The 19,031-nt window shown below is 66.9% G+C and carries 13 protein-coding genes; 10 read left to right on the plus strand and 3 right to left on the minus strand.

Annotation, left to right across the window (positions count from 1 at the left end; translation table 11 throughout):
- Positions 1–42 precede the first annotated feature (42 nt).
- Positions 43–1,398, plus strand: coding sequence for a glycerate kinase (locus ASD75_RS19120; RefSeq protein ID WP_056747732.1), 1,356 nt, complete (start codon positions 43–45; stop codon positions 1,396–1,398).
- 73 nt (positions 1,399–1,471) lie between these two features.
- Here ASD75_RS19120 and ASD75_RS19125 read toward each other — a convergent pair whose 3' ends face one another.
- Positions 1,472–2,512 carry a porin gene (locus ASD75_RS19125; RefSeq protein WP_056747400.1) on the minus strand — a complete coding sequence of 347 codons (1,041 nt, stop codon included), beginning with the start codon at positions 2,510–2,512 and terminating at the stop codon, positions 1,472–1,474.
- A gap of 292 nt (positions 2,513–2,804) precedes the next feature.
- On the opposite strand from ASD75_RS19125, the gene ASD75_RS19130 reads away from it, so the two are divergent.
- Both ASD75_RS19130 and ASD75_RS19135 read left to right on the plus strand, forming a co-directional pair.
- The gene (locus ASD75_RS19130) at positions 2,805–3,428 is read left to right on the plus strand and encodes a Crp/Fnr family transcriptional regulator (RefSeq protein ID WP_056060781.1); all 624 of its coding nucleotides are present in this window, start codon (positions 2,805–2,807) and stop codon (positions 3,426–3,428) included.
- Positions 3,429–3,806: 378 nt separating this feature from the next.
- Positions 3,807–5,933 carry a diguanylate cyclase domain-containing protein gene (locus ASD75_RS19135; protein WP_056747401.1) on the plus strand — a complete coding sequence of 709 codons (2,127 nt, stop codon included), beginning with the start codon at positions 3,807–3,809 and terminating at the stop codon, positions 5,931–5,933.
- A 944-nt stretch (positions 5,934–6,877) separates the two neighbouring features.
- On the opposite strand, the gene xdhB is transcribed toward ASD75_RS19135, so the two are convergent.
- Both xdhB and ASD75_RS19145 read right to left on the minus strand, forming a co-directional pair.
- Entirely contained in the window at positions 6,878–9,226 is a 2,349-nt protein-coding gene (gene xdhB, locus ASD75_RS19140; protein ID WP_056747402.1) for a xanthine dehydrogenase molybdopterin binding subunit, read from the minus strand.
- A complete protein-coding gene (locus ASD75_RS19145; protein ID WP_056747733.1) occupies positions 9,223–10,848 on the minus strand; it encodes a xanthine dehydrogenase small subunit in 1,626 nt (541 codons plus the stop codon). Before ASD75_RS19145 ends, xdhB begins: the two co-directional genes overlap by 4 nt.
- A gap of 104 nt (positions 10,849–10,952) precedes the next feature.
- Here ASD75_RS19145 and ASD75_RS19150 point away from each other — a divergent pair, with 104 nt between their 5' ends.
- From ASD75_RS19150 to ASD75_RS19180, 7 genes are all read left to right on the plus strand, one after another.
- Positions 10,953–11,885, plus strand: a complete 933-nt coding sequence (locus ASD75_RS19150) for a LysR family transcriptional regulator (protein WP_082565093.1) — start codon at positions 10,953–10,955, stop codon at positions 11,883–11,885.
- 79 nt (positions 11,886–11,964) lie between these two features.
- The gene (locus ASD75_RS19155; RefSeq protein WP_056747404.1) at positions 11,965–13,560 is read left to right on the plus strand and encodes an ABC transporter ATP-binding protein; all 1,596 of its coding nucleotides are present in this window, start codon (positions 11,965–11,967) and stop codon (positions 13,558–13,560) included.
- Positions 13,553–14,626, plus strand: coding sequence for an ABC transporter permease (locus ASD75_RS19160; protein ID WP_056747405.1), 1,074 nt, complete (start codon positions 13,553–13,555; stop codon positions 14,624–14,626). The genes ASD75_RS19155 and ASD75_RS19160 overlap by 8 nt, the downstream gene beginning before the upstream one ends.
- Positions 14,626–15,546 carry an ABC transporter permease gene (locus ASD75_RS19165; RefSeq protein ID WP_056060799.1) on the plus strand — a complete coding sequence of 307 codons (921 nt, stop codon included), beginning with the start codon at positions 14,626–14,628 and terminating at the stop codon, positions 15,544–15,546. Before ASD75_RS19160 ends, ASD75_RS19165 begins: the two co-directional genes overlap by 1 nt.
- A gap of 109 nt (positions 15,547–15,655) precedes the next feature.
- A complete protein-coding gene (locus ASD75_RS19170; RefSeq protein ID WP_056747406.1) occupies positions 15,656–16,822 on the plus strand; it encodes a BMP family ABC transporter substrate-binding protein in 1,167 nt (388 codons plus the stop codon).
- A 118-nt stretch (positions 16,823–16,940) separates the two neighbouring features.
- Positions 16,941–17,924, plus strand: a complete 984-nt coding sequence (locus tag ASD75_RS19175; RefSeq protein WP_056747407.1) for an aromatic ring-hydroxylating dioxygenase subunit alpha — start codon at positions 16,941–16,943, stop codon at positions 17,922–17,924.
- Complete coding sequence (locus ASD75_RS19180; RefSeq protein WP_056747408.1) at positions 17,924–18,976, plus strand: adenosine deaminase; 1,053 nt, start codon at positions 17,924–17,926, stop codon at positions 18,974–18,976. Before ASD75_RS19175 ends, ASD75_RS19180 begins: the two co-directional genes overlap by 1 nt.
- The last annotated feature ends 55 nt before the right edge of the window (positions 18,977–19,031 follow it).

Raw genomic sequence — 19,031 nt, forward strand, 5'->3', positions numbered from 1 at the left:
TTACAGCAGCGTGACTGGTACGGCCGCTGCACAATGCGCGGCATGCACCCAGAAACCCAGCCAGCCAGCCCCTCCCTGCCGGACTACCGCACCCACCCCCGCGCCTTTCTGAAGGCGCTGTTTGATGCCGCAGTGCACAGCGCACAACCCCTGCACGGCATGCGCCAGTGGCTGCCCCAGCCGCCCAGCCGCGAGAGCGGGGGGCGCACCCTGGTGCTGGGCGCGGGCAAGGCGGGGGGCGCCATGGCCCACGCACTGGAGGCCCTGTGGCCGCAGGACGCGCCCCTGTCGGGCCTTGTGGTCACCCGCTACGGGCATGTTCCGCCCCGGCCTGCGGGCGTGCCGCAGCGCATCGAGGTGGTGGAGGCCGCGCACCCTGTGCCCGATGCGGCGGGGCTGGCTGCGGCGCAGCGCATTCTCGATCTGACCCAGGGGCTGACGGAGCACGACCTGGTGCTGTGCCTGATCTCGGGCGGGGGCTCGTCCCTGCTGACCTTGCCCTGCGACGGGGTGACGCTGGAAGACAAGCAGCGCATCAACCGCGCCCTGCTCGACAGCGGCGCGCACATTGGCGAGATGAACTGCGTGCGCAAGCACCTCTCGCGCATCAAGGGCGGGCGCCTGGCGGCGGCTTGTGCGCCAGCGCGCGTGGTCACGCTCACCATCAGCGACGTGCCGGGCGACGACCCGTCGGTGATCGCCAGCGGCCCCACCGTGCCGGATGCCACCACCTGCGCCGATGCGCTGGCCATTCTGGCGCGCTATGGCATCGATGTGCCCCCGGCCATCCGCACTGCGCTGGAGGCAGGCCGCCTGGAGACGCCCAAACCCGGCGACGCGCGCTTTGCCGGGCATGCCGTGCATCTGATCGCCACGCCGCAGCAGGCGCTGGAGGCCGCGGCCGCGCTGGCCCGTTCGGCGGGGCTGCCTGCGCATGTGCTGTCGGATGAGATCGAGGGCGAGTCGCGCGAAGTGGGCAAGGTGCATGCGGCGCTGGCCCGCGCGGTGGCGCGGCGCGGCCAGCCGTTTGCGGCGCCGTGTGTGATCCTGTCGGGGGGGGAGACCACCGTCACCGTGCGTCCGCGTGCACCCGGTGTGCCCCGGGGGCGGGGCGGGCGTGCGGGTGAGTTTTGCCTGGGCCTGGCGCAGGCGCTGCAGGGCGAGCCCGCCGTGTGGGCGCTGGCGGCCGACACCGACGGCATTGACGGCAGCGAAGACAACGCGGGGGCCTTTGTGTGCCCCGACACGCTGGCGCGCGCAGGCGCTGCAGGCCTGCGCATCGACGACCACCTGGCGCGCAACGACGCCTGGGGATTTTTTGCGGGGCTGGACGACCTGCTGGTCACCGGCCCTACGCACACCAACGTGAACGATTTTCGGGCGCTACTGATTTTGTAGCTGCTCAGGCATATTGCACTAGCGCCTGGGGCTGCTGGGGCTTGAAGAAGGCCCCAGAAGCCCTGTGCAGGCCTCAGAACCGGTGGCGGATGCCCACGCCGAAGCTGTTGCCCTTGGTCTGGTTGGCGATGCGGTCGTTCATGGCCATCACATACACATCGGTGCGCTTGGACAGGAAGTAGTCATACCCCACGGTGAAGGTCTTGCGCGAGATGTCGGTGGCCGTCATCTTGGTCTGCGCCCACGATGCCAGCACCTTGCCGGTGGCGCCTGCGGGCACCGACACGCCCAGCTGCGTCGTCTTGGCCTTGTTGGTGGTGTTGTCGGCCTTGGCCTGGCCGTAGCTCGCAAAGGCCTTCACGATCGCGAAGTCATACGCGCCGCCCAGCATCCAGTCGGTCTTGGTGGTGCCCAGGTAGGTGCTGGGCACGGCGGGGTTGCTCATCTGGTCGCGCTCGTAAAAGCCGGTGACGGTGATGGGGCCGTTGAAGTACAGCGCGTTGATGCCCACGTTCTTCTTGCTGCTGTCGCCCGCGACCTCGCCAAACTGGTAGTGCAGGTTGGCGGTCAGGCCGCCCAGGTTGGGCGTGCTGTAGATGATTTCGTTGGACCAGCCCGTGTCGGACGGCGTGGTCGAACCCCAGCCCGTGCCGTTGAACAGAGGCACGTTCATGTGCAGGATCAGCGGTGCAAAGGTGAACGAGTCGCCCAGCGGGTTCGACAGGATGGACGGCAGGAAGTTGGGCGCCAGACCGCGCCCCACGGTCACGGTGCCCCAGCTGTCGCTCAGGCCCACGTTGGCATCGCGCGAGAAGAACGTGTCGTTGGCAAATCGGCCCTGGATGCCGCTGTCCACCTTGATGAACGAGGTGAGCGCAAAGTTGGCCTTGAGCCCGCCGCCCAGGTCTTCGGTGCCCTTGAATCCGAACCACGACGTGGTCATGCCGCCGCTGTTGACCACCTTGCTGCTGCCGGCGTCACCGGCGTTTTTCATGGAGCCCACAAACACATCGGTCAAGCCCATCAGCTGGACGGAGCTCTGGGCCTGGGCGCCGGTGGAGCACAGCAGGGCGCCACCGAGCGATAGAGACAGTGCAATCAGGTTTTTTTTCATGGAGTGATTCCTGGGGATGAAAGCGCCGGAGGTCCGGCGGGTGCAAGGGGAGACGCGGCCCCTGTTGCACCGTGGTGCAGGGCGGGGACCGCCGTTGGGGCATCGCAAGTTCCATGCCCTAGTGCAACACCTGTTTACATACTTTTTGGCCGGGTCAGGGCGCACCCATGCACGTTGCTGGCGCAGTTTTCGTGTGTTTTGGCGCAAACCTGGGGCGCGCGGGGCGGGCGACATGGTGCGGCTTTGATGTGGCTCAATGCCACGGGCGCAGCCGCACGGCACAGTGGCTTCCATGCTGCCATCTACCCTTTTTTCTCTGCCCGCTGACACCGAGGTGATCGCCCCCGGCGAAGTGCTGCGCAGGCGCAATGAGGTGCTGACGACGGTGCTGCACCTCGAAAACGGCCGTGTGCTGCGCGGTGTGCTGGACGACGGTTTCCTGCGCCACCAGCTCGGTGCCGTCGAGGGGCCGTTCTGGCTCGACGCCGCGTCGGCCCTGATGGGCCTGCCGCTACCGGTGGACATGGTGGCCGACACGCGCGTGCATGTGCGGCGCATCCCCATCGAAGAGTTTCGCCGCAGCCTGGCCGCCATGCCTGCGGGGGCGCGCGGGCTGCTGCTGGACATGGCGCAGGGCTACCGGCAGCAGTCCGAGCTGGCCGTGAGCCGCCTGGCGCAGGACGCCGAATCGCGCTGCGCGCAGTGGCTGCTGAACCACGCCCAGCCCGACCACAGCGGTGCCATGCAGGTCACCCTGCACCAGCGCAAACGCTTGATTGCGGCGCAGCTGGGCATTGCGCCCGAAACCTTCTCGCGCGTGCTGCGCCACCTGCGCGAGCTGGGCCTGATCCACGGCACCGGCAATGTGCTGGCGCTGCCCCAGCCACGGGCATTGCAGTCGATGGCGGGCTGCTGACACAGCGTTCTTGACACCGCTCTCTTGACGCCCTGCGGCGGCTGTCGGGTTGCGCCTGCCGGCAGCCACGGACTGCCCTTGCGTTGCATTTGCTGACAAGCCCCGCACCCCGGGTGATGCGCCTTGGGTGGTGGCCCGTTCTGTATGGCCGTGGGCGCTGGTACCACGCTGCAGGGCCCTTGCCGCAGTCCGCTTCCATCCCGCCACACACCCTTCCCGCACCCCGACGGGCTCAGGGTTTTTCCTTGGCTTTACCCAAGGGTTCCACCCAAGCCCCCGGGCACAGGCCCTGCGTATATTTGTTGGGACATGTCTGCCATGACCCGTCCCCATGCCGAACTTTGAGCGTGCCCATCAGCCTGCAGGGGGGGAGCGTCCGTGACGCCGCCGCCCGGCCCCAAGGCAGCCCCGGACCTTGATCCGGGCTGGCTGGTGCCCGGCGCCCTGGTGCTGCGGCTGATGCTGGTGGCGGCGCTGGCGGTGGCGCTGTCGGGGGCGGTGGCCGCCTGGCTGGTGACTCGGGCCTCCGGGCAGGAGGCCATGCGCCGGGTGGTGAGCCAGCAGACCGACGAGGTCGAGGTGGTGGCCCGGTTGCTGGCCAGCAAGATCGAACAGAGCCAGAAGGTGCTGCGCACCGTGGCCGCAGGCATCACACCGGCGATGCTGGAGTCACCCTCGTCGCTGGAATGGCTGCTGCAGCAGGGCCTGCCCGCGGTGCAGTTCTTCGACACCATGCAGGTCGCCCGCGACAACGGCGAACTGCGCCTGAATTTGCGCGCCGGTCAGATCGAAAAGGCCGCAGACCTGGACCCCACCGAACGCGATGCCCTGCGCCGCACCCTGGTGGATGGCAAGCCCCTGGTGTCCGAGCTGATCGCCGGCCGCCGGGGCGAGGCGCGGGTCATGTTCACCATGCCCCTGCACCGCGAAGACGGCACGGTGGTGGGTGTGGTGGCAGGGGCGTTGCGCCTGCAATCCCAAAGCCTGCTGCCACCGTCGATGACGCTGCCTGCCCGCGATGACTCGCAGCTCATCGTCTTCACCCGCGACGGCACCATCCTGTCGCACTCCGACCCCACCCGCGTGCTGGGCCAGGTGCGTGATGAAGTGGGCCTGGCCCCGGTGTACACGCGCTGGCAAAGCCAGGCCCAGCCGGTGGTGGGGCGGGGCATGACCCATGTGCAGTCCGACCACATCGTGAGCATGGCGGGCATGCCGCTGCCGCAGTGGATCGTGGCGCGCGTGAGCCAGTCGCAGGCGCTGCTGGCACCGCTGCGCGGCGCCCAGCGCGAAGCCTGGTGGCTGGCGGTGGCCAGCATGGTGCTGTGCATGCTGCTGGCGGTGGCGCTGATGGGCTGGATGGCCCAGCCGCTGGCGCAGCTGACCTTCAAGGCGCGCCAGTTGCTCAGGACCAGCGCGCGCCAGCAGCCTGCGCAAGATGTGCATTGGCCCCGCGCGGGCGGCGAGGTGGGCGAACTGGTGCGGGTGTTCCAGGGCCTGGTGCAGCAGGGCAGCCTGCAGCAGTCGCGCAAGGACACGGTGGTCGGCCAGTTCCAGGCCGTGCTGGACAGCGCCCCGGTGGGCATCGTCATCACCCGCCACGGCATGCTGGAGGTGGTGAGCCACCAGGCCTGTGTGATGCTGGGCTACAGCGCGCAGGAGCTGCAGGGCCGCCCCGCGCGCATCCTGTACGCCAGCGACGCCGACTATGCCCAGGTGGGAGACCGTGTGCGCGCCGAGGTGGCGGCGCATGGCGCGTTCGACGGCGATGTCTGCTTTTTGCGCAAGGACGGCACCCCCGTGTGGGCCCGCGTGCAGGGCCAGGGCGTGCGCCCCGAGGAGGTGCACGGTGGCACCGTGTGGATTCTGGAAGACATCACCGCCGCGCGCGAGGCCCAGGTGCAGCAGTCCTGGGGCCGCGCGCACGACGCGCTGACGCAGCTGTACAACCGCGCCGCGTTTGACGAGCGCCTGGGCCAGCTGATGGCGGAGCGGTCGGCCCGCCAGCGCGCTGTGGCACCCGCCGCCGATGAGGAGGGCGGTGAGACCCAGGGCGACGGGGTGGTGCTGTTCCTCGACCTGGACCATTTCACCGTTGTCAACGACATTGCGGGCCACGACGCGGGTGACGATGTGCTGCGCCATGTGGCCCGGCTGCTGGCGTCCCATGTACGGCAGATCGGCTGGGCGGCGCGGTTGGGCGGGGACGAGTTTGCGGTGGTGTTGCCTGGCTGTGCGCTGGCACGCGGCCAGGCCGTGGCCGAGCAGTTGCGTGCGGCGGTGCGTGCGTGGGAGCCGTCTTACCAGGGGCGCAGTTTTACGCTGGGGGTGAGCATTGGGCTGGTGGTGCTGGACGCCAGCTTGCAGGATGTGCCGTCGGTGTTGTATGCGGCGGACATGGCTTGTTATGACGCCAAGCGGGCGGGGCGCAACCGGGTGGAGACGCGGCATGCGAGGGATGCGTCGGTGACTTCTTCGGGGCGGATGGCTTTGGGGCCTGTTTGAGGGCTTTTGGGCTGGATGCGCAGTGGGATATGCGGTGGTAGCTATTGATTTCGTAGCGTGTTCTTGTGGTTGCTGATTGGATCGCATGCCTGGGTTGAAGGCGGAGGCCGGGAGTCGCCCGGCGTGCGAGTAACTTTCTTTTGCTTCGCCAAAAGAAAGTCACCAAAGAAAAGGCGACCCCCAGTCTGCGACCCCTGCGCNGCCGGGAGTCGCCCGGCGTGCGAGTAACTTTCTTTTGCTTCGCCAAAAGAAAGTCACCAAAGAAAAGGCGACCCCCAGTCTGCGACCCCTGCGCTTCGCTCCGGGGCACACCTGCGTCGGGGCGGTTGCGGGGTGCGCCGTGGAACTCGCTTTGCGCTGCCGCGCGCCGCTCGGACATCCACGGCGAGTCAGAGCACGAAGCACGCGCGCTCCGACGCGCGTGCCACCCCACAACCGCCCCGCCGCAGGCGCAGCCAGCAGGGGTGGGACAGCCGAACATCCAAACAACCGAACAGCCGGACATCCATTCGGGCCATTGCTGCGCTCGGCCCAGGCTGCGCAGCGCGTGGCGCTTGCGCCCGCGAGGTGGGGCCGAGCGCAGCGATGGCCCGTGTGGATGTTCTGCCCCCGGTGCCCCTGTGGATGCGCCGAGGAGCGCAGGGTTTGGCGGATCAGGGCTCGCGTGTGTCTGAGCGACGCGCAGCGGCGCGAGTTGAGCGAGACCCCGCCAAACCCGAGCACCGCAGGTTGCCCCGTAGCGTCAGCGCAGGGGACGCAGACTGGGGGTCGCCTTTCTTTTGGGTACTTTTCTTTGGCGAAGCAAAGAAAAGTACCTCGCCTGCCGGGCGACTCCCGGCCTCCGCCCTTAACAAAGGCATGCGACTCAGTCAGCGCACACAACCAAACACTACAAAATCAATAGCTACCAGCCCATATCCCACTGGCGCCAGAAGCCAAAAACGTTACTCTCCCAACCGCCCCAACGCCTTCAGCACATTCTCCGCAGTCGCTGGCGCCATCAACACCACTGGCGCCGCAGCATCCACGCCGCTACGCCCCGCTGCCACCGCATTGCGCAGCGCCTCATACACACTGATCGCCAGCATGAACGGCGGCTCCCCCACCGCCTTGCTGCCACCCACGTTGTCCTCCCGATTCGCCTCGGGCCACAGGTGGACGTTGAAGTGCGCCGGGATGTCGCCCGTGGCGGGAATCTTGTAGGTGCTGGGCGCGTGGGTGGCGAGGGTGCCCTTGTCGTTCCACACCAACTGCTCGGTCGTCAGCCAGCCCATGCCCTGCACAAACCCGCCCTCGATCTGGCCGATGTCGATGGCCGGGTTGATGCTGTGGCCCACGTCGTGAAGGATGTCCACCTTCAGCACACGGCTCTCGCCGGTCAGGGTGTCGATGGCCACCTCCGTGCAGGCGGCGCCGTAGGCAAAGTAGTAGAACGGGCGCCCGGTGAGGGTGGTCTTGTCGTAGTGGATCTTGGGCGTGCGGTAAAAGCCGTCGCTCCACAGCTGGATGCGGTTGGCGTACGCGGCCTGCACCACCTCTTCAAAACTGCGCACCGTCTTGGGCGAGATCACCTGGCCGCCCGCAAACTGGATCGCGCCTGCGCCGCAGCCGTCCAGCCCGCACACAAACGAGGCCAGGTTGTCGCGCACGTTGCGCGCGGCGTACTGGGCGGCGCGGCCGTTCAGGTCGGTGCCGCTGCTGGCTGCGGTGGCGCTGGCGTTGGGCACCTTGCTGGTGTCGCTGGCCGTCACCAGCACGCGGTGCAGGGGCACGCCCAGCTCGTCGGCCACGATCTGCGCCACCTTGGTGTGCAGGCCCTGGCCCATTTCGGTGCCGCCGTGGTTTACCTGCACGCTGCCGTCGGTGTACACGTGCACCAGCGCGCCCGCCTGGTTGAACAGCGTGGCCGTGAAGCTGATGCCGAACTTGACGGGTGTGATGGCGATGCCGCGCTTGATGATCGGGTTGTGCGCGTTCCAGTCCGCAATCTCGGCTTGGCGTTGGCGGTAGTGCGAGGTCTGCTCCAGCGTGGGCAGCAGCTCGTGCAGGATGTTGTCTTCCACCGCCATCTGGTAGTGGGTGACGTGGCGGCCCGTGCTCGCGTCCTTGCCGTACAGGTTGGCCAGGCGCACGTCCTGTGCGTCCAGACCCAGCGCGCGCGCGATGTCGCCCAGGATGGCCTCGATCACGATCACGCCCTGCGGGCCACCGAAGCCGCGGAAGGCGGTGTGGCTCTGGGTATTCGTCTTGCAGCGGTACGACGCGATCTCGACATCGCTCAGGTAGTACGCGTTGTCGGCATGGAACACCGCGCGGTCGGCCACGGGGCCCGACAGGTCGGCGCTGAAGCCGCAGTTGGCGGCCATCTGGAGCTTCAGGCCCGTGATGCGGCCCGTGCCGTCAAAGCCCACGTCGTACTCGTACGCAAACGGGTGGCGCTTGCCGGTGACCATGAAGTCCTCGTCCCGGTCCAGCCGCAGCTTGATGGGGCGGCCCAGCTTGTTGGCGGCCACGGCGGCCCACACAGCCAGGTGCCCGGCCTGGGTCTCCTTGCCACCAAAGCCACCGCCCATGCGGCGGCATTCCACTTTGACCGCGTGGTTGTCGATGCCCAGCGCGTGCGCCACCCAGTGCTGCACCTCGCCGGGGTGCTGGGTGCTGGAGTAGATCCACCACTGCTTTTGCTCCAGCGGCATGGCGTAGGCGATCTGACCCTCCAGGTAGAAGTGCTCCTGGCCGCCGACTTCAAACGCTCCCTGCATGCGGTGCGCCGATTGCGCGAGGCCTGTGGCCGCATCGCCCCGGCGCACAAACACCGGCGGCAGCACATAGCTTTGCGCCTTCAGCGCGTCCTGCACCGTCAGCACGGCGGGCAGGGGGGAGATGTCGAGCTTCACGGCCTGCACCGCGCGGCGCGCCTGCATGACCGAGTCGGCCACCACCAGGCCGATCACCTGGCCGACAAACTGCACGCTGTCCAGCGCAAATACGGGCTCGTCGTGCCCGAACGCGGCCAGGATCTTGTCGCCGGGCACATCGCTGGCCAGCACCACACCGCGCACGCCGGGCAGCGCGAGGGCGGCGGTGGCATCCACCCCGGTCAGCGTGCCATGGGCCACGGTGGAGAGGATGGGCGCTGCGTACAGCGTGCCCTTCACCTCCGGCAGGTCGTCGATGTAATGCGCGGCGCCCGCCACCTGGGCGCGGGCGCTTTCGTGGATGTGCGACTGGCCCATGGCGGCGCGGGCGGGCGCAGGCAGGGCGGTTTCTGCGATGGTGTGGGGGGCGTTCATACAGCGGCCTCCAGCGTCAAGGTGTCCAGACTGACCGAGGGCTGGCCCTGGCTCTCCAGCCAGTAGCGCTGCAGCAGGCTGCCAAGCACCTCGCGGCGGTAGGCGCCGCTGGCGCGCATGTCAGAGATGGGGCTGAACTCGGCCTGCAGCACGGCGGCGGCGCGCTGCGCGGTGGCCTCGGTCCAGGGCTGGCCGGTCAGTGCTGCCTCGGTCTGCCGTGCGCGGGCCGGGGTGGCAGCCACGCCGCCTGCGCCGATGCTGGCGCGCTGCACAGTGCCGCCTGCGATGTCGAGGTTGAGCACCAGGCAGACGGCTGAGATATCGTCGTCAAACCGCTTTGAGATCTTGTACGCCCGCAGCTGTTCTTGGGCAGAAGGGCGGGGCACCACGATACGCACCAGCAGCTCATCGGCTGCCATCACGTTTTGCCGGTAGCCGGTGTACAGGTCTTCCAGCGGCAGCTGGCGCTCGCCCCGGGCCTGGCTGGCCAGCACCACCTGGGCGTGCAGCGCGATCAAGAGGGGCATGGAATCGCCAATGGGCGAGCCGTTGGCCACATTGCCGCCCAGCGTGCCCGAGTTGCGCACGGGCAGCCCCGCAAACCGCGTGGCAAAACGGTGCAGTTGCGGCCACTGTGCGGTAAGGGCTGCAAACGCGTCGGTCAGCGTGACGGCAGCGCCGATGTGGATGGCGTCGGGGTGTTGTGCCACCTGCCGCAGCTCGGCCGCACGGGTCACGTCCAGCACCTGGGAGTACTGCTTGTGCTGCTTGGTCACCCACAGCCCCACGTCGGTACAGCCCGCCACCACCTGGGCACCCGGGTGGGCGGCGCGTGCTGCAAGCAGCTCCGGAAGTGTGGAGGGCGCGATATAGGTCGAATCGGCCGCATGCGCTAGTGCATCATGCCTCAGCAGCTTCAGTTTTTGTAGCACTTCGGATTCATTGACCGCCATGCCGGGCAGTGACGCCATCTGCTGGGCGGCATCGAGGATGGGGCGGTAGCCGGTGCAGCGGCACAGGTTGCCCGAGAGTTCTTCCTGGGCCAGTTCGCGGGTGATGGGTTGGCCGTGGCGGACGTGGTCGAGCGCCGACGGGCCGCCCCTAGGCGCGAGGGCCCCGGGCGCTCGGGGATCCGGGGGGCCTTCCCCGGATGGGGGCAGCGAACCACACGCAGTGGGGAGCGTGGGGGCAATGTGTCTTTGGTACATGCCGAAGAGGCTCATGACAAAACCGGGGGTGCAGAAGCCGCATTGAGAGCCGTGGCACTGGACCATCGCCTCCTGTGCGGGATGGAGCGTGATCGTTTGTCGGGCAGCGGGGGCGTCGCCCACCGGCTGGATCAGCGGGTCTTCGGCCAGGTCCTCCACCGTCCACAGCGCCATGCCGTCCACCGAATGGGCCAGGCGGATGCAGCTGTTCACGGCGCTGTAGTGCAGCTGGCCGTCGCGTTCTTCGCCCAGTACCACGGTACAGGCGCCGCAGTCGCCTTCGCCGCAGCCCTCCTTGGTGCCGGTGTTGCCCAGGTCTTCGCGCAGCACCTCCAGCAGAGTGCGGTCGGGTGGTACATTGCCCAGCGCCACGGGCTGGCCTCGGCGCAGGAATTGCAAGGGTCTTGTTGTCATGACAAACGCCACTTCGATCTTTGATGGAAAGGTTCAGCAGAGGGTAGAACGCAGTACCGTTACCGGCATATGCGCAAGCTTATGGCACCCATGCCCCCACCGCTATGAGAGACCACGCCCTTTTCGACAAGATAGACCTCCATCTCATAAGGGTCTTGCACACCGTGCTCACAGAACGCAGCGTATCGAGGGCCGCCGTCCGCCTGGGCATGCACCAGCCGGCGGTGTCGGCTGCGTTGAAAAGGCTGCGCGACCTGTCGGGCGACCCGCTGCTGGTGCGCTCCGGCGCCAGCATGATGCCCACCGACGCCGCGCTGCGCATGGTGGAGCCTGCAGGCGCCATTTTGCGGGCGGCCGAGGCACTGTTTTCGGATGCGCGCGGGTTTGATCCGCGCACGGCCACCCGCACCTTCCGCGTGGCGGCCAGCGACTACCTCGACCCGCTCTTTCTGCCCCAGCTCGTGGCCCGCATCAAGGTCGAGGCGCCCCTGTGCCCCATCGAGATCCTGCCCCTGTCGGCCGACACGCACTACCACGCACACCTGGCGCAGGGTGAGGTCGATGTGGTGATCGGCAACTGGCCCCAGCCCCCGGACGACCTGCACATGGGCCGCCTGTTTGGCGACGAGGTGGTGTGCCTGGTCAGCAGGGACCACCCCGCCGTGCGGCGCGGCTGGGACGTGGAGAGCTGGCTGGCTGCCGAGCACATCGCGCCCACGCCCACCCACCCCGGCGCACGCGGCGTGATCGACGCCCACCTGGACAGCCTGGGCATGCAGCGCCACATCACGGCGCGCTGTGCGCATTTCAGCCTCATCCCAAGCATCGTGGCATCGAGCTTGCTTGTGCTGACCACGGGCCGCCAGTACTGCGAGCGGTATGTGGACCAGCTGCCGCTGGCCATCCTGCCGTGCCCGGTGCCCTTCCCCCGGCTCATGTATTACCAGTTGTGGCATGCCCGCACGCACCACTCGGCGGCGGCCGCCTGGCTGCGAGATTGCGTGAAAACTGTGGCTGCTTCGCTACGAAAAGAATAGCTGCTTGAGCATGCTGAACAAGCGCCATGAGGTATTTTCATTCTTATAACAAGTTGTAAAACTGAGAGACAATCCCCGCATGAGTTCTCCCCCCAATCCTTCAGCGCCTGGTGCGGCGCCGCCACGGCTGCAGCTGGTGGGCATCACCAAGCGCTACCCGGCCGTGGTGGCCAACAGCGGCGTGTCGCTCACGGTGCTGCCGGGTGAAATCCACGCCGTGCTGGGCGAAAACGGCGCGGGCAAGTCCACGCTGATGAAAATCATCTACGGCTCGGTCAAGCCCGATGAAGGCAGCGTGTTCTTCAACGGCCAGGCCGTGCAGGTGCGCAACCCGCAAGAAGCGCGGGCACTGGGCATTGCCATGGTGTTCCAGCATTTCAGCCTGTTCGACACCCTCACGGTGGCCGAGAACGTGTGGCTGGGCCTGGACAAGAGCCTGACGCTGGCTGAAGTGACCGGCCGCATCACCGCCAAGGCCGCCGAATACGGCCTTGACATCGACCCCCTGCGCCCCGTGCACACGTTGAGCGTGGGCGAGATGCAGCGGGTAGAAATCATTCGCGCGCTGCTCACCAACCCCAAGGTGCTGATCCTGGACGAGCCCACTTCGGTGCTCACGCCCCAGGCGGTCGAAAAGCTTTTTGTGGTGCTGCGCAAGTTGGCCAGCGAGGGCTGCAGCATCCTCTACATCAGCCACAAGCTGCACGAAATTCGCGCGCTGTGCACCGCCTGCACCGTGCTGCGTGGCGGCAAGGTGACGGGCGTGTGCAACCCGGCCGAGGAATCCAATGCGTCCCTGTCGCGGCTGATGATCGGCGCCGAACCGCCCGCGCTGGAACACCGCGCGGTGCAGACTGGCGCGACGGTGCTGCGCGTGCAGGGCCTGTCGCTGCCGCGCGCCGACCAGTTCGGCGTGGATTTGATCGACCTGCAGTTTGAGGTGAAGGCGGGCGAGGTGGTGGGCATTGCCGGGGTGTCGGGCAATGGGCAAAAAGAGCTGCTCTACGCGCTGTCGGGCGAAGACCAGCGGGCTGACGCGGCCTGCATCCAGGTGTCTGGCGAGAACGCGGGCCGCATGGGTCCCGGCCAGCGCCGGGCGCTGGGCTTGCATTTTGTGCCCGAAGAGCGCCTGGGCCGGGGCGCCGTGCCCACCATGGGGCTGGCGCACAACCTGCTGCTCACCCGCACCAATTCGGTCGGCGGCAGTGGCTGGATCAAGGTGGGTGCGCTGCAAAAACATGCCGAGGACATCATCCGGCGCTTCAATGTGAAGGCGGGTGGACCCAACGCAGCGGCCAAGTCGCTGTCGGGTGGCAACCTGCAGAAGTTCATCGTGGGGCGCGAGATTGACGCCAACCCCAAGCTGCTCATCGTCTCGCAGCCCACCTGGGGCGTGGATGTGGGCGCCGCCGCACAGATCCGGGGCTCCATCCTGGCCCTGCGTGACGCAGGCTGCGCCGTGCTGGTGGTGAGTGAGGAGCTGGACGAATTGTTTGAAATCTGCGACCGGCTGCATGTGGTGGCCAAGGGGCACCTGTCGCCCTCGGTGCCGCGCGCCGAGGCCACGGTGGAGCGCATCGGTGAATGGATGAGCGGGCTGTGGCATGCCGATGTGCAGGCGCACCTGGCGCAGCAACAACAACAGAGCCGGGCAGCGGAGGTGCAGCATGCTTAAGCTGGAACCACGCCCCCAGGCGTCGAAGGTCTGGACCTACGGTTCGCCCCTGCTGGCGCTGGCCTTTACCGTGCTGATCGGTGTGGCCTTGTTCATTGCGCTGGGCAAAGACCCGGTGCGCGGGCTGCAGGTGTTCTTCTGGGAGCCCATCAAGACGCAGTACGCCATTGGCGAACTCATGGTCAAGGCCACGCCACTGTTGCTGATTGCGCTGGGGCTGGCCGTGTGTTTCCGCTCCAACGTGTGGAACATCGGTGCCGAAGGCCAGTTTGTCATCGGCGCCGTGGTGGCGGGTGGCGTGGCGCTGCTGGCTGACAAGACCACGGGCCCCTGGATCGTGCCCGCCATCCTGCTCGCCGGGGTGCTGGGCGGCATGGCCTGGGCGGGGCTCACGGCGCTGCTGCGAGACAAGTTCAATGCCAACGAAATCCTGGTCAGCCTGATGCTGGTCTATGTGGCCACGCTGGTGCTGGGCTACCTGGTCTATGGCCCGTGGAAGGACCCCATGGGCTACAACTTTCCGCAGACCAAGACGTTCGAGAAGGTCACGCAGATCCCGCGCCTGATGCAGGGCTCGCGCGTGTCCATCGGGTTGCTGCTGGCGCTCGCAGGCGCTGGGGCCTTGTGGGTGTTCCTGTTCCGCACGCGGGCGGGCTTTGCACAGCAGGTGGGCGGGCTGGCACCGGCAGCGGCGCGTTACGCGGGCTTTTCGTCGCGCCGGGCGCTGTGGACGGCGCTGCTGATCTCGGGCGGCGCCGCTGGCCTGGCCGGTGCGTTGGAGGTGGCAGGGCCCATCGGCCAGCTCACCCCCTATGTGCCTGCGGGCTACGGCTTCGCGGCCATCATCGTGGCCTTCGTCGGACGGCTGCACCCGGTGGGCATGATCCTCTCCGCCATCCTCATGAGCATGTTCTACATCGGTGGTGAACTCGCGCAGTCGCGCCTGGGCCTGCCCAAGTCGCTCACCGGCGTGTTCCAGGGCCTGCTGCTGTTCACGCTGCTGGCCTGTGACACGCTGATTGCCTACCGCATCCGCTGGGTCGGCAGCAAGAAAGGAGGTGTCTGATGGAGTCTTATGCACTGCTCATCGGCGCCACGCTCAGCGCGGGCACCGTGCTGGCCATTGCGGCCCTGGGCCTGCTCATCAACGAAAAGGCGGGCATCGTCAACCTGGGGGCCGAGGGCATGATGCTCTGCGCCGCCATTGCCGGCTTTGCCACCGTGGTGCACACGGGCAACACCTGGCTGGGCTTTGCGGCAGGCATGGCGGCCGGTGCCGTGCTGGCCGCCATCTTTGGTGTGCTGGTGATCTGGCTCAACACCAACCAGTACGCCACGGGGCTGGCGCTCAGTCTGTTCGGCGTGGGCTTCTCCGCGTTTGCGGGCATCAGCTACGTGCAGGCCAAGCTGCCCGAGCTGCCCAAGTACGCCATTCCCGTGCTGGGCGACGTGCCGCTCCTCGGGCCAGCGCTGTTCCAGCAGCACCCGCTGGTGTATCTCACCATGCTGCTGGTGGCGGGGTTGATCTGGTTTCTGTACCGCTCGCGCGCAGGGCTGGTGCTGCGGTCGGTGGGCGAATCGCCTGAGTCAGCCCATGCGTTGGGCTACCCGGTGCGGCGCATCCGGCTGGCGGCCGTGGTGGTGGGCGGGGCGCTGTGCGGGCTGGCCGGGGCTTACATCTCCACTGTCTACACCCCGCTGTGGGTCGAGGGCATGGTGGCCGGGCGCGGCTGGATTGCGCTGGCGCTCACCACCTTTGCCACCTGGCGCCCGGCACGGGTGTTGCTTGGTGCTTATCTGTTCGGCGGCGTGACCATGCTGCAGTTCCATTTGCAGGCCACCGGCGTGCAGGTGGCCAGTCAGTTGCTGAGCATGTTGCCGTATGTGGCCACCATCGTGGTGCTGGCGCTGATCTCGCGCAATCCGGCGTGGATCCGCATCAACATGCCGGCATCGCTGGGCAAACCGTTTTATCCGGGCTCCTGAAAGGGTTAGCCCACCGGAAAATCTGGTTACCCTGCGGTAGATCGCACCATAATCATTGTTTTCGTCCCCCAACCTTTGCAAGTCCTACTTCTTCGATAAGGAAACCGACATGACTGATCTGCAGAAACGCTCCCTGCTCAAGGTGGCAGCGCTCTCCGCTGTGGCTGCTGCTGCCCTGGTGGGCTGTGGCAAGAAGGAAGAACCGGCACCGGCCCCCGCGCCTGCACCGGCCCCTGCCGCAGAGGCACCGGCACCCAAGCCCGAGCCACTGAAGATCGCGTTTGCCTATGTCGGCCCGGTGGGCGACGGCGGCTGGTCGTTCGCGCACGACAACGGTCGCAAGGCCATCGAGAAGGAATTCGGCGACAAGGTCGTGACGAGCTTTGTGGAAAGCGTGCCCGAGTCTGCTGACGCAGAGCGCGTGCTGCGCGACCTGGCCGGCCAGGGCAACAAGCTGATCTTCGGCACCACCTTCGGCTACATGGAGTCCATGCTCAAGGTCGCGGAAGACAACAAGGGTGTGAAGTTCGAACACGCCACCGGCTACAAGACCGCCGAAAACCTGCGCACCTACGACAGCCGCACCTACGAAGGCGCGTACATGGCCGGCATCATCGCTGGCGCCATGACCAAGTCCAACACGCTGGGCGTGGTGGGCTCGGTGCCGATCCCTGAGGTGATCCGCAACATCAACAGCTTCACGCTGGGTGCGCAGTCGGTCAATCCCAAGATCAAGACCAAGGTGGTGTGGGTGAATGAATGGTTCAGCCCACCGAAGGAAACCGAAGCTGCGACCAGCCTGATCAACGGCGGCGCCGACATCCTGTTCCAGAACACCGACTCTCCCGCCGTGCTCAAGACCGCCCAGGAAAAGGGCAAGCGCGCCTTCGGCTGGGACAGCGACATGACCGCCTACGGCCCCAAGGCCCACCTGGCATCGGCGGTGATCAACTGGGGTCCTTACTACGTCAAGGCCACCAAGGACGTGCTGGACGGCACCTGGGCTTCGGGCCAAAGCTGGTGGGGTGTGAAGGAAGGCGCTATCGACATCGTCTCCATCGCTGAAGACGTGCCTGCTGACACCAAGGCCAAGGTCGAAGCCGTGAAGAAGGGCCTGGCCGACGGCAGCTTCAGCATCTGGAAGGGCCCCATCGTGGGTCAGGACGGCAAGCCCGTGCTGGAAAAGGACACTGTGGCCGACGACAAGTTCTTGGGCGGCATCAACTTCTACGTCAAGGGCGTGGAAGGCAAGATCCCTGGCGGCGACAAGAAGTAATTCGCACCGCGTTCATCAGCAGTTCTTGCGAGCTGCTGTGACAAAGGGCCGCCCTGGGGTGGCCCTTTTGTTTTGCAGGGGCATTTTGTGACCTGCAGTCTTTTGAGGAGCAGGGACGATGGTGGAATCAACTTTGTGGCATCCGGTGGCCCTGTCAGGGGCCGTGGCTGGGGAGGCGCCGCTGGCGGTGCAATTGCTGGAGCAACCCGTGGTGTTGTGGCGCGATGGCCCAGGCGCCGTGCACGCGCTGGCCGACCAGTGCCCGCACCGGGGCGCCCGCCTGTCGCTGGGCCGCGTGACGCCCCAGGGCCAGTTGGAGTGCCCCTACCATGGCTGGCAGTTTGCGGCCGGTGGGCAATGCACGCACGTGCCTGCACTACCCACCTTTGTGCCCCTGGCCACGCACTGCGCCCGCCATTTCGAGGTGCAGGAGGCCTATGGCCTTGTGTGGGTGCGCATCGCACCAGGCGAGCAGGGACTGCCTGGGTTTGCGGCGGAGGGGGATGCTCGCCTGCGCAAGCTCAACTGCGGTCCCTACGACGTGGCGGCCAGCGCGCCGCGCATCGTCGAAAATTTTCTGGACATGTCGCATTTCGGCTTTGTGCACGAAGGCTGGCTCGGCAGCCGTGAGGCAACGGCCATCGACGATTACCGCGTGGAGCCCACGCCCGCGGGCCTCCTGGCCACGGGCTGCAAGGCCTGGCAACCGCAATCCAACCTGCATTCCACGGCGGCCGCCCAGGTCGAATACACCTACGAAGTCACCGCCCCCTATGCAGCCGTGCTGACCAAGGTGCCCGAGGCGGGCACCACGGCGGTGGATGGCTGGCGCGAGTCCATTGCGCTGTTCATCTGCCCGGTGACGCCGGTGCGCAGCCGGGTGTGGTTCCGGCTGGCCGTGGCGGATTTCGATTCGCCGGACGAGAAACTGCAGGCCTTCCAGCACACCATCTTCACGCAGGACCAACCCGTGCTGGAGTCGCAGACGCCACAGTGCCTGCCGCTTGACCTGCGCGCGGAGTTGCATACCGCTGCCGACAAGGCATCATCTGCGTATCGCCGCTTTCTGCGCCAGAGTGGCATCACCTTTGGAGTCTGCTGATGTTCAAGATCCCCCCCATCTCCGCCGAGCGCCTTCCCAGCCTGCTGCGTGCCATGCCCAAGGCCGAGCTCCATATCCACATCGAGGGCTCGCTGGAGCCCGAGCTGATCTTTACGCTGGCGCAGCGCAATGGGCTGACGTTGCCCTATGCCAGCGTGGACGCCTTGCGCAGCGCCTATGCGTTCACCAATCTGCAGAGTTTTCTGGACATCTACTACGCCGGTGCGAGTGTGCTGCTGCATGAACAGGATTTTTACGACATGGCGCGCGCTTACCTGGGTCGTGCGGCGCGCGACAACGTGCTGCACACCGAACTCTTCTTCGACCCGCAAACCCATACCGCACGCGGCGTGGCGATGGAGACCGTCATCAACGGTCTGCACCGTGCCTGCCAGGATGCCCGCGCCGAACTGGGAATCAGCGCCACGCTGATCCTGTGCTTCCTGCGCCACCTGAGCGAGGAGTCGGCATTCGAAACGCTGGAGCAGGCCATGCCGCTGCTCGACAAGATCGTGGGTGTGGGCCTGGACTCCAGCGAACTGGGGCACCCGCCCGAGAAGTTTGCCCGCGTGTTCGCCCGCTGCCGCGAGCTGGGCCTGCACCTGGTGGCCCATGCGGGGGAGGAGGGTCCTCCCGCCTACATCTGGAGTGCGCTGGATGTGCTCAAGGTCGAGCGCATCGACCATGGCGTGCAGGCGGTACACGACGCGGCGCTGATGCAGCGCCTGGCGCAAGACCGCATTGCGCTCACGGTGTGCCCGCTGTCCAACCAGAAGCTGTGCGTCTTCCCCAACCTTGCAGACCACAACCTCGGCAAGCTGCTCGATGCCGGGCTGGCTGCCACCGTGAATTCGGACGACCCTGCCTACTTTGGCGGCTACATCAACGAGAACTTCACCCAGGTGTTTGCGGCCACGGGCCTCACGGCCAAGCATGCCTACCAGTTGGCTTTCAACAGTTTTGAAGCCAGCTTTGCAGGCAATGCCGACAAGCGGGTGTGGGAGCACAAGCTCAAGGAAGCGTTCGAGCGGTGCGTGGAGCACGACTACTGAGCTTCGGGTAGCGCGCGCAGTGGGCTTGGGAAATGGCGCCAGAGGGACTGTCGCC

It is taken from the genome of Acidovorax sp. Root568, assembly GCF_001427445.1.
Classification (GTDB): Bacteria; Pseudomonadota; Gammaproteobacteria; order Burkholderiales; family Burkholderiaceae_C; genus Acidovorax; species Acidovorax delafieldii.

Excerpts from the sequence above, each read along its gene's own strand:
- ASD75_RS19170 (WP_056747406.1), top strand. The coding sequence starts at position 15,656 with ATGACTGATCTGCAGAAACGCTCCCTGCTCAAGGTGGCAGCGCTCTCC.
- ASD75_RS19155 (WP_056747404.1), top strand. The coding sequence starts at position 11,965 with ATGAGTTCTCCCCCCAATCCTTCAGCGCCTGGTGCGGCGCCGCCACGG.
- ASD75_RS19125 (WP_056747400.1), bottom strand. The coding sequence starts at position 2,512 with ATGAAAAAAAACCTGATTGCACTGTCTCTATCGCTCGGTGGCGCCCTG.
- ASD75_RS19130 (WP_056060781.1), top strand. The coding sequence starts at position 2,805 with ATGCTGCCATCTACCCTTTTTTCTCTGCCCGCTGACACCGAGGTGATC.
- ASD75_RS19160 (WP_056747405.1), top strand. The coding sequence starts at position 13,553 with ATGCTTAAGCTGGAACCACGCCCCCAGGCGTCGAAGGTCTGGACCTAC.
- xdhB (WP_056747402.1), bottom strand. The coding sequence starts at position 9,226 with ATGAACGCCCCCCACACCATCGCAGAAACCGCCCTGCCTGCGCCCGCC.
- ASD75_RS19145 (WP_056747733.1), bottom strand. The coding sequence starts at position 10,848 with ATGACAACAAGACCCTTGCAATTCCTGCGCCGAGGCCAGCCCGTGGCG.
- ASD75_RS19150 (WP_082565093.1), top strand. The coding sequence starts at position 10,953 with ATGAGAGACCACGCCCTTTTCGACAAGATAGACCTCCATCTCATAAGG.
- ASD75_RS19175 (WP_056747407.1), top strand. The coding sequence starts at position 16,941 with ATGGTGGAATCAACTTTGTGGCATCCGGTGGCCCTGTCAGGGGCCGTG.
- ASD75_RS19165 (WP_056060799.1), top strand. The coding sequence starts at position 14,626 with ATGGAGTCTTATGCACTGCTCATCGGCGCCACGCTCAGCGCGGGCACC.
- ASD75_RS19180 (WP_056747408.1), top strand. The coding sequence starts at position 17,924 with ATGTTCAAGATCCCCCCCATCTCCGCCGAGCGCCTTCCCAGCCTGCTG.
- ASD75_RS19120 (WP_056747732.1), top strand. The coding sequence starts at position 43 with ATGCACCCAGAAACCCAGCCAGCCAGCCCCTCCCTGCCGGACTACCGC.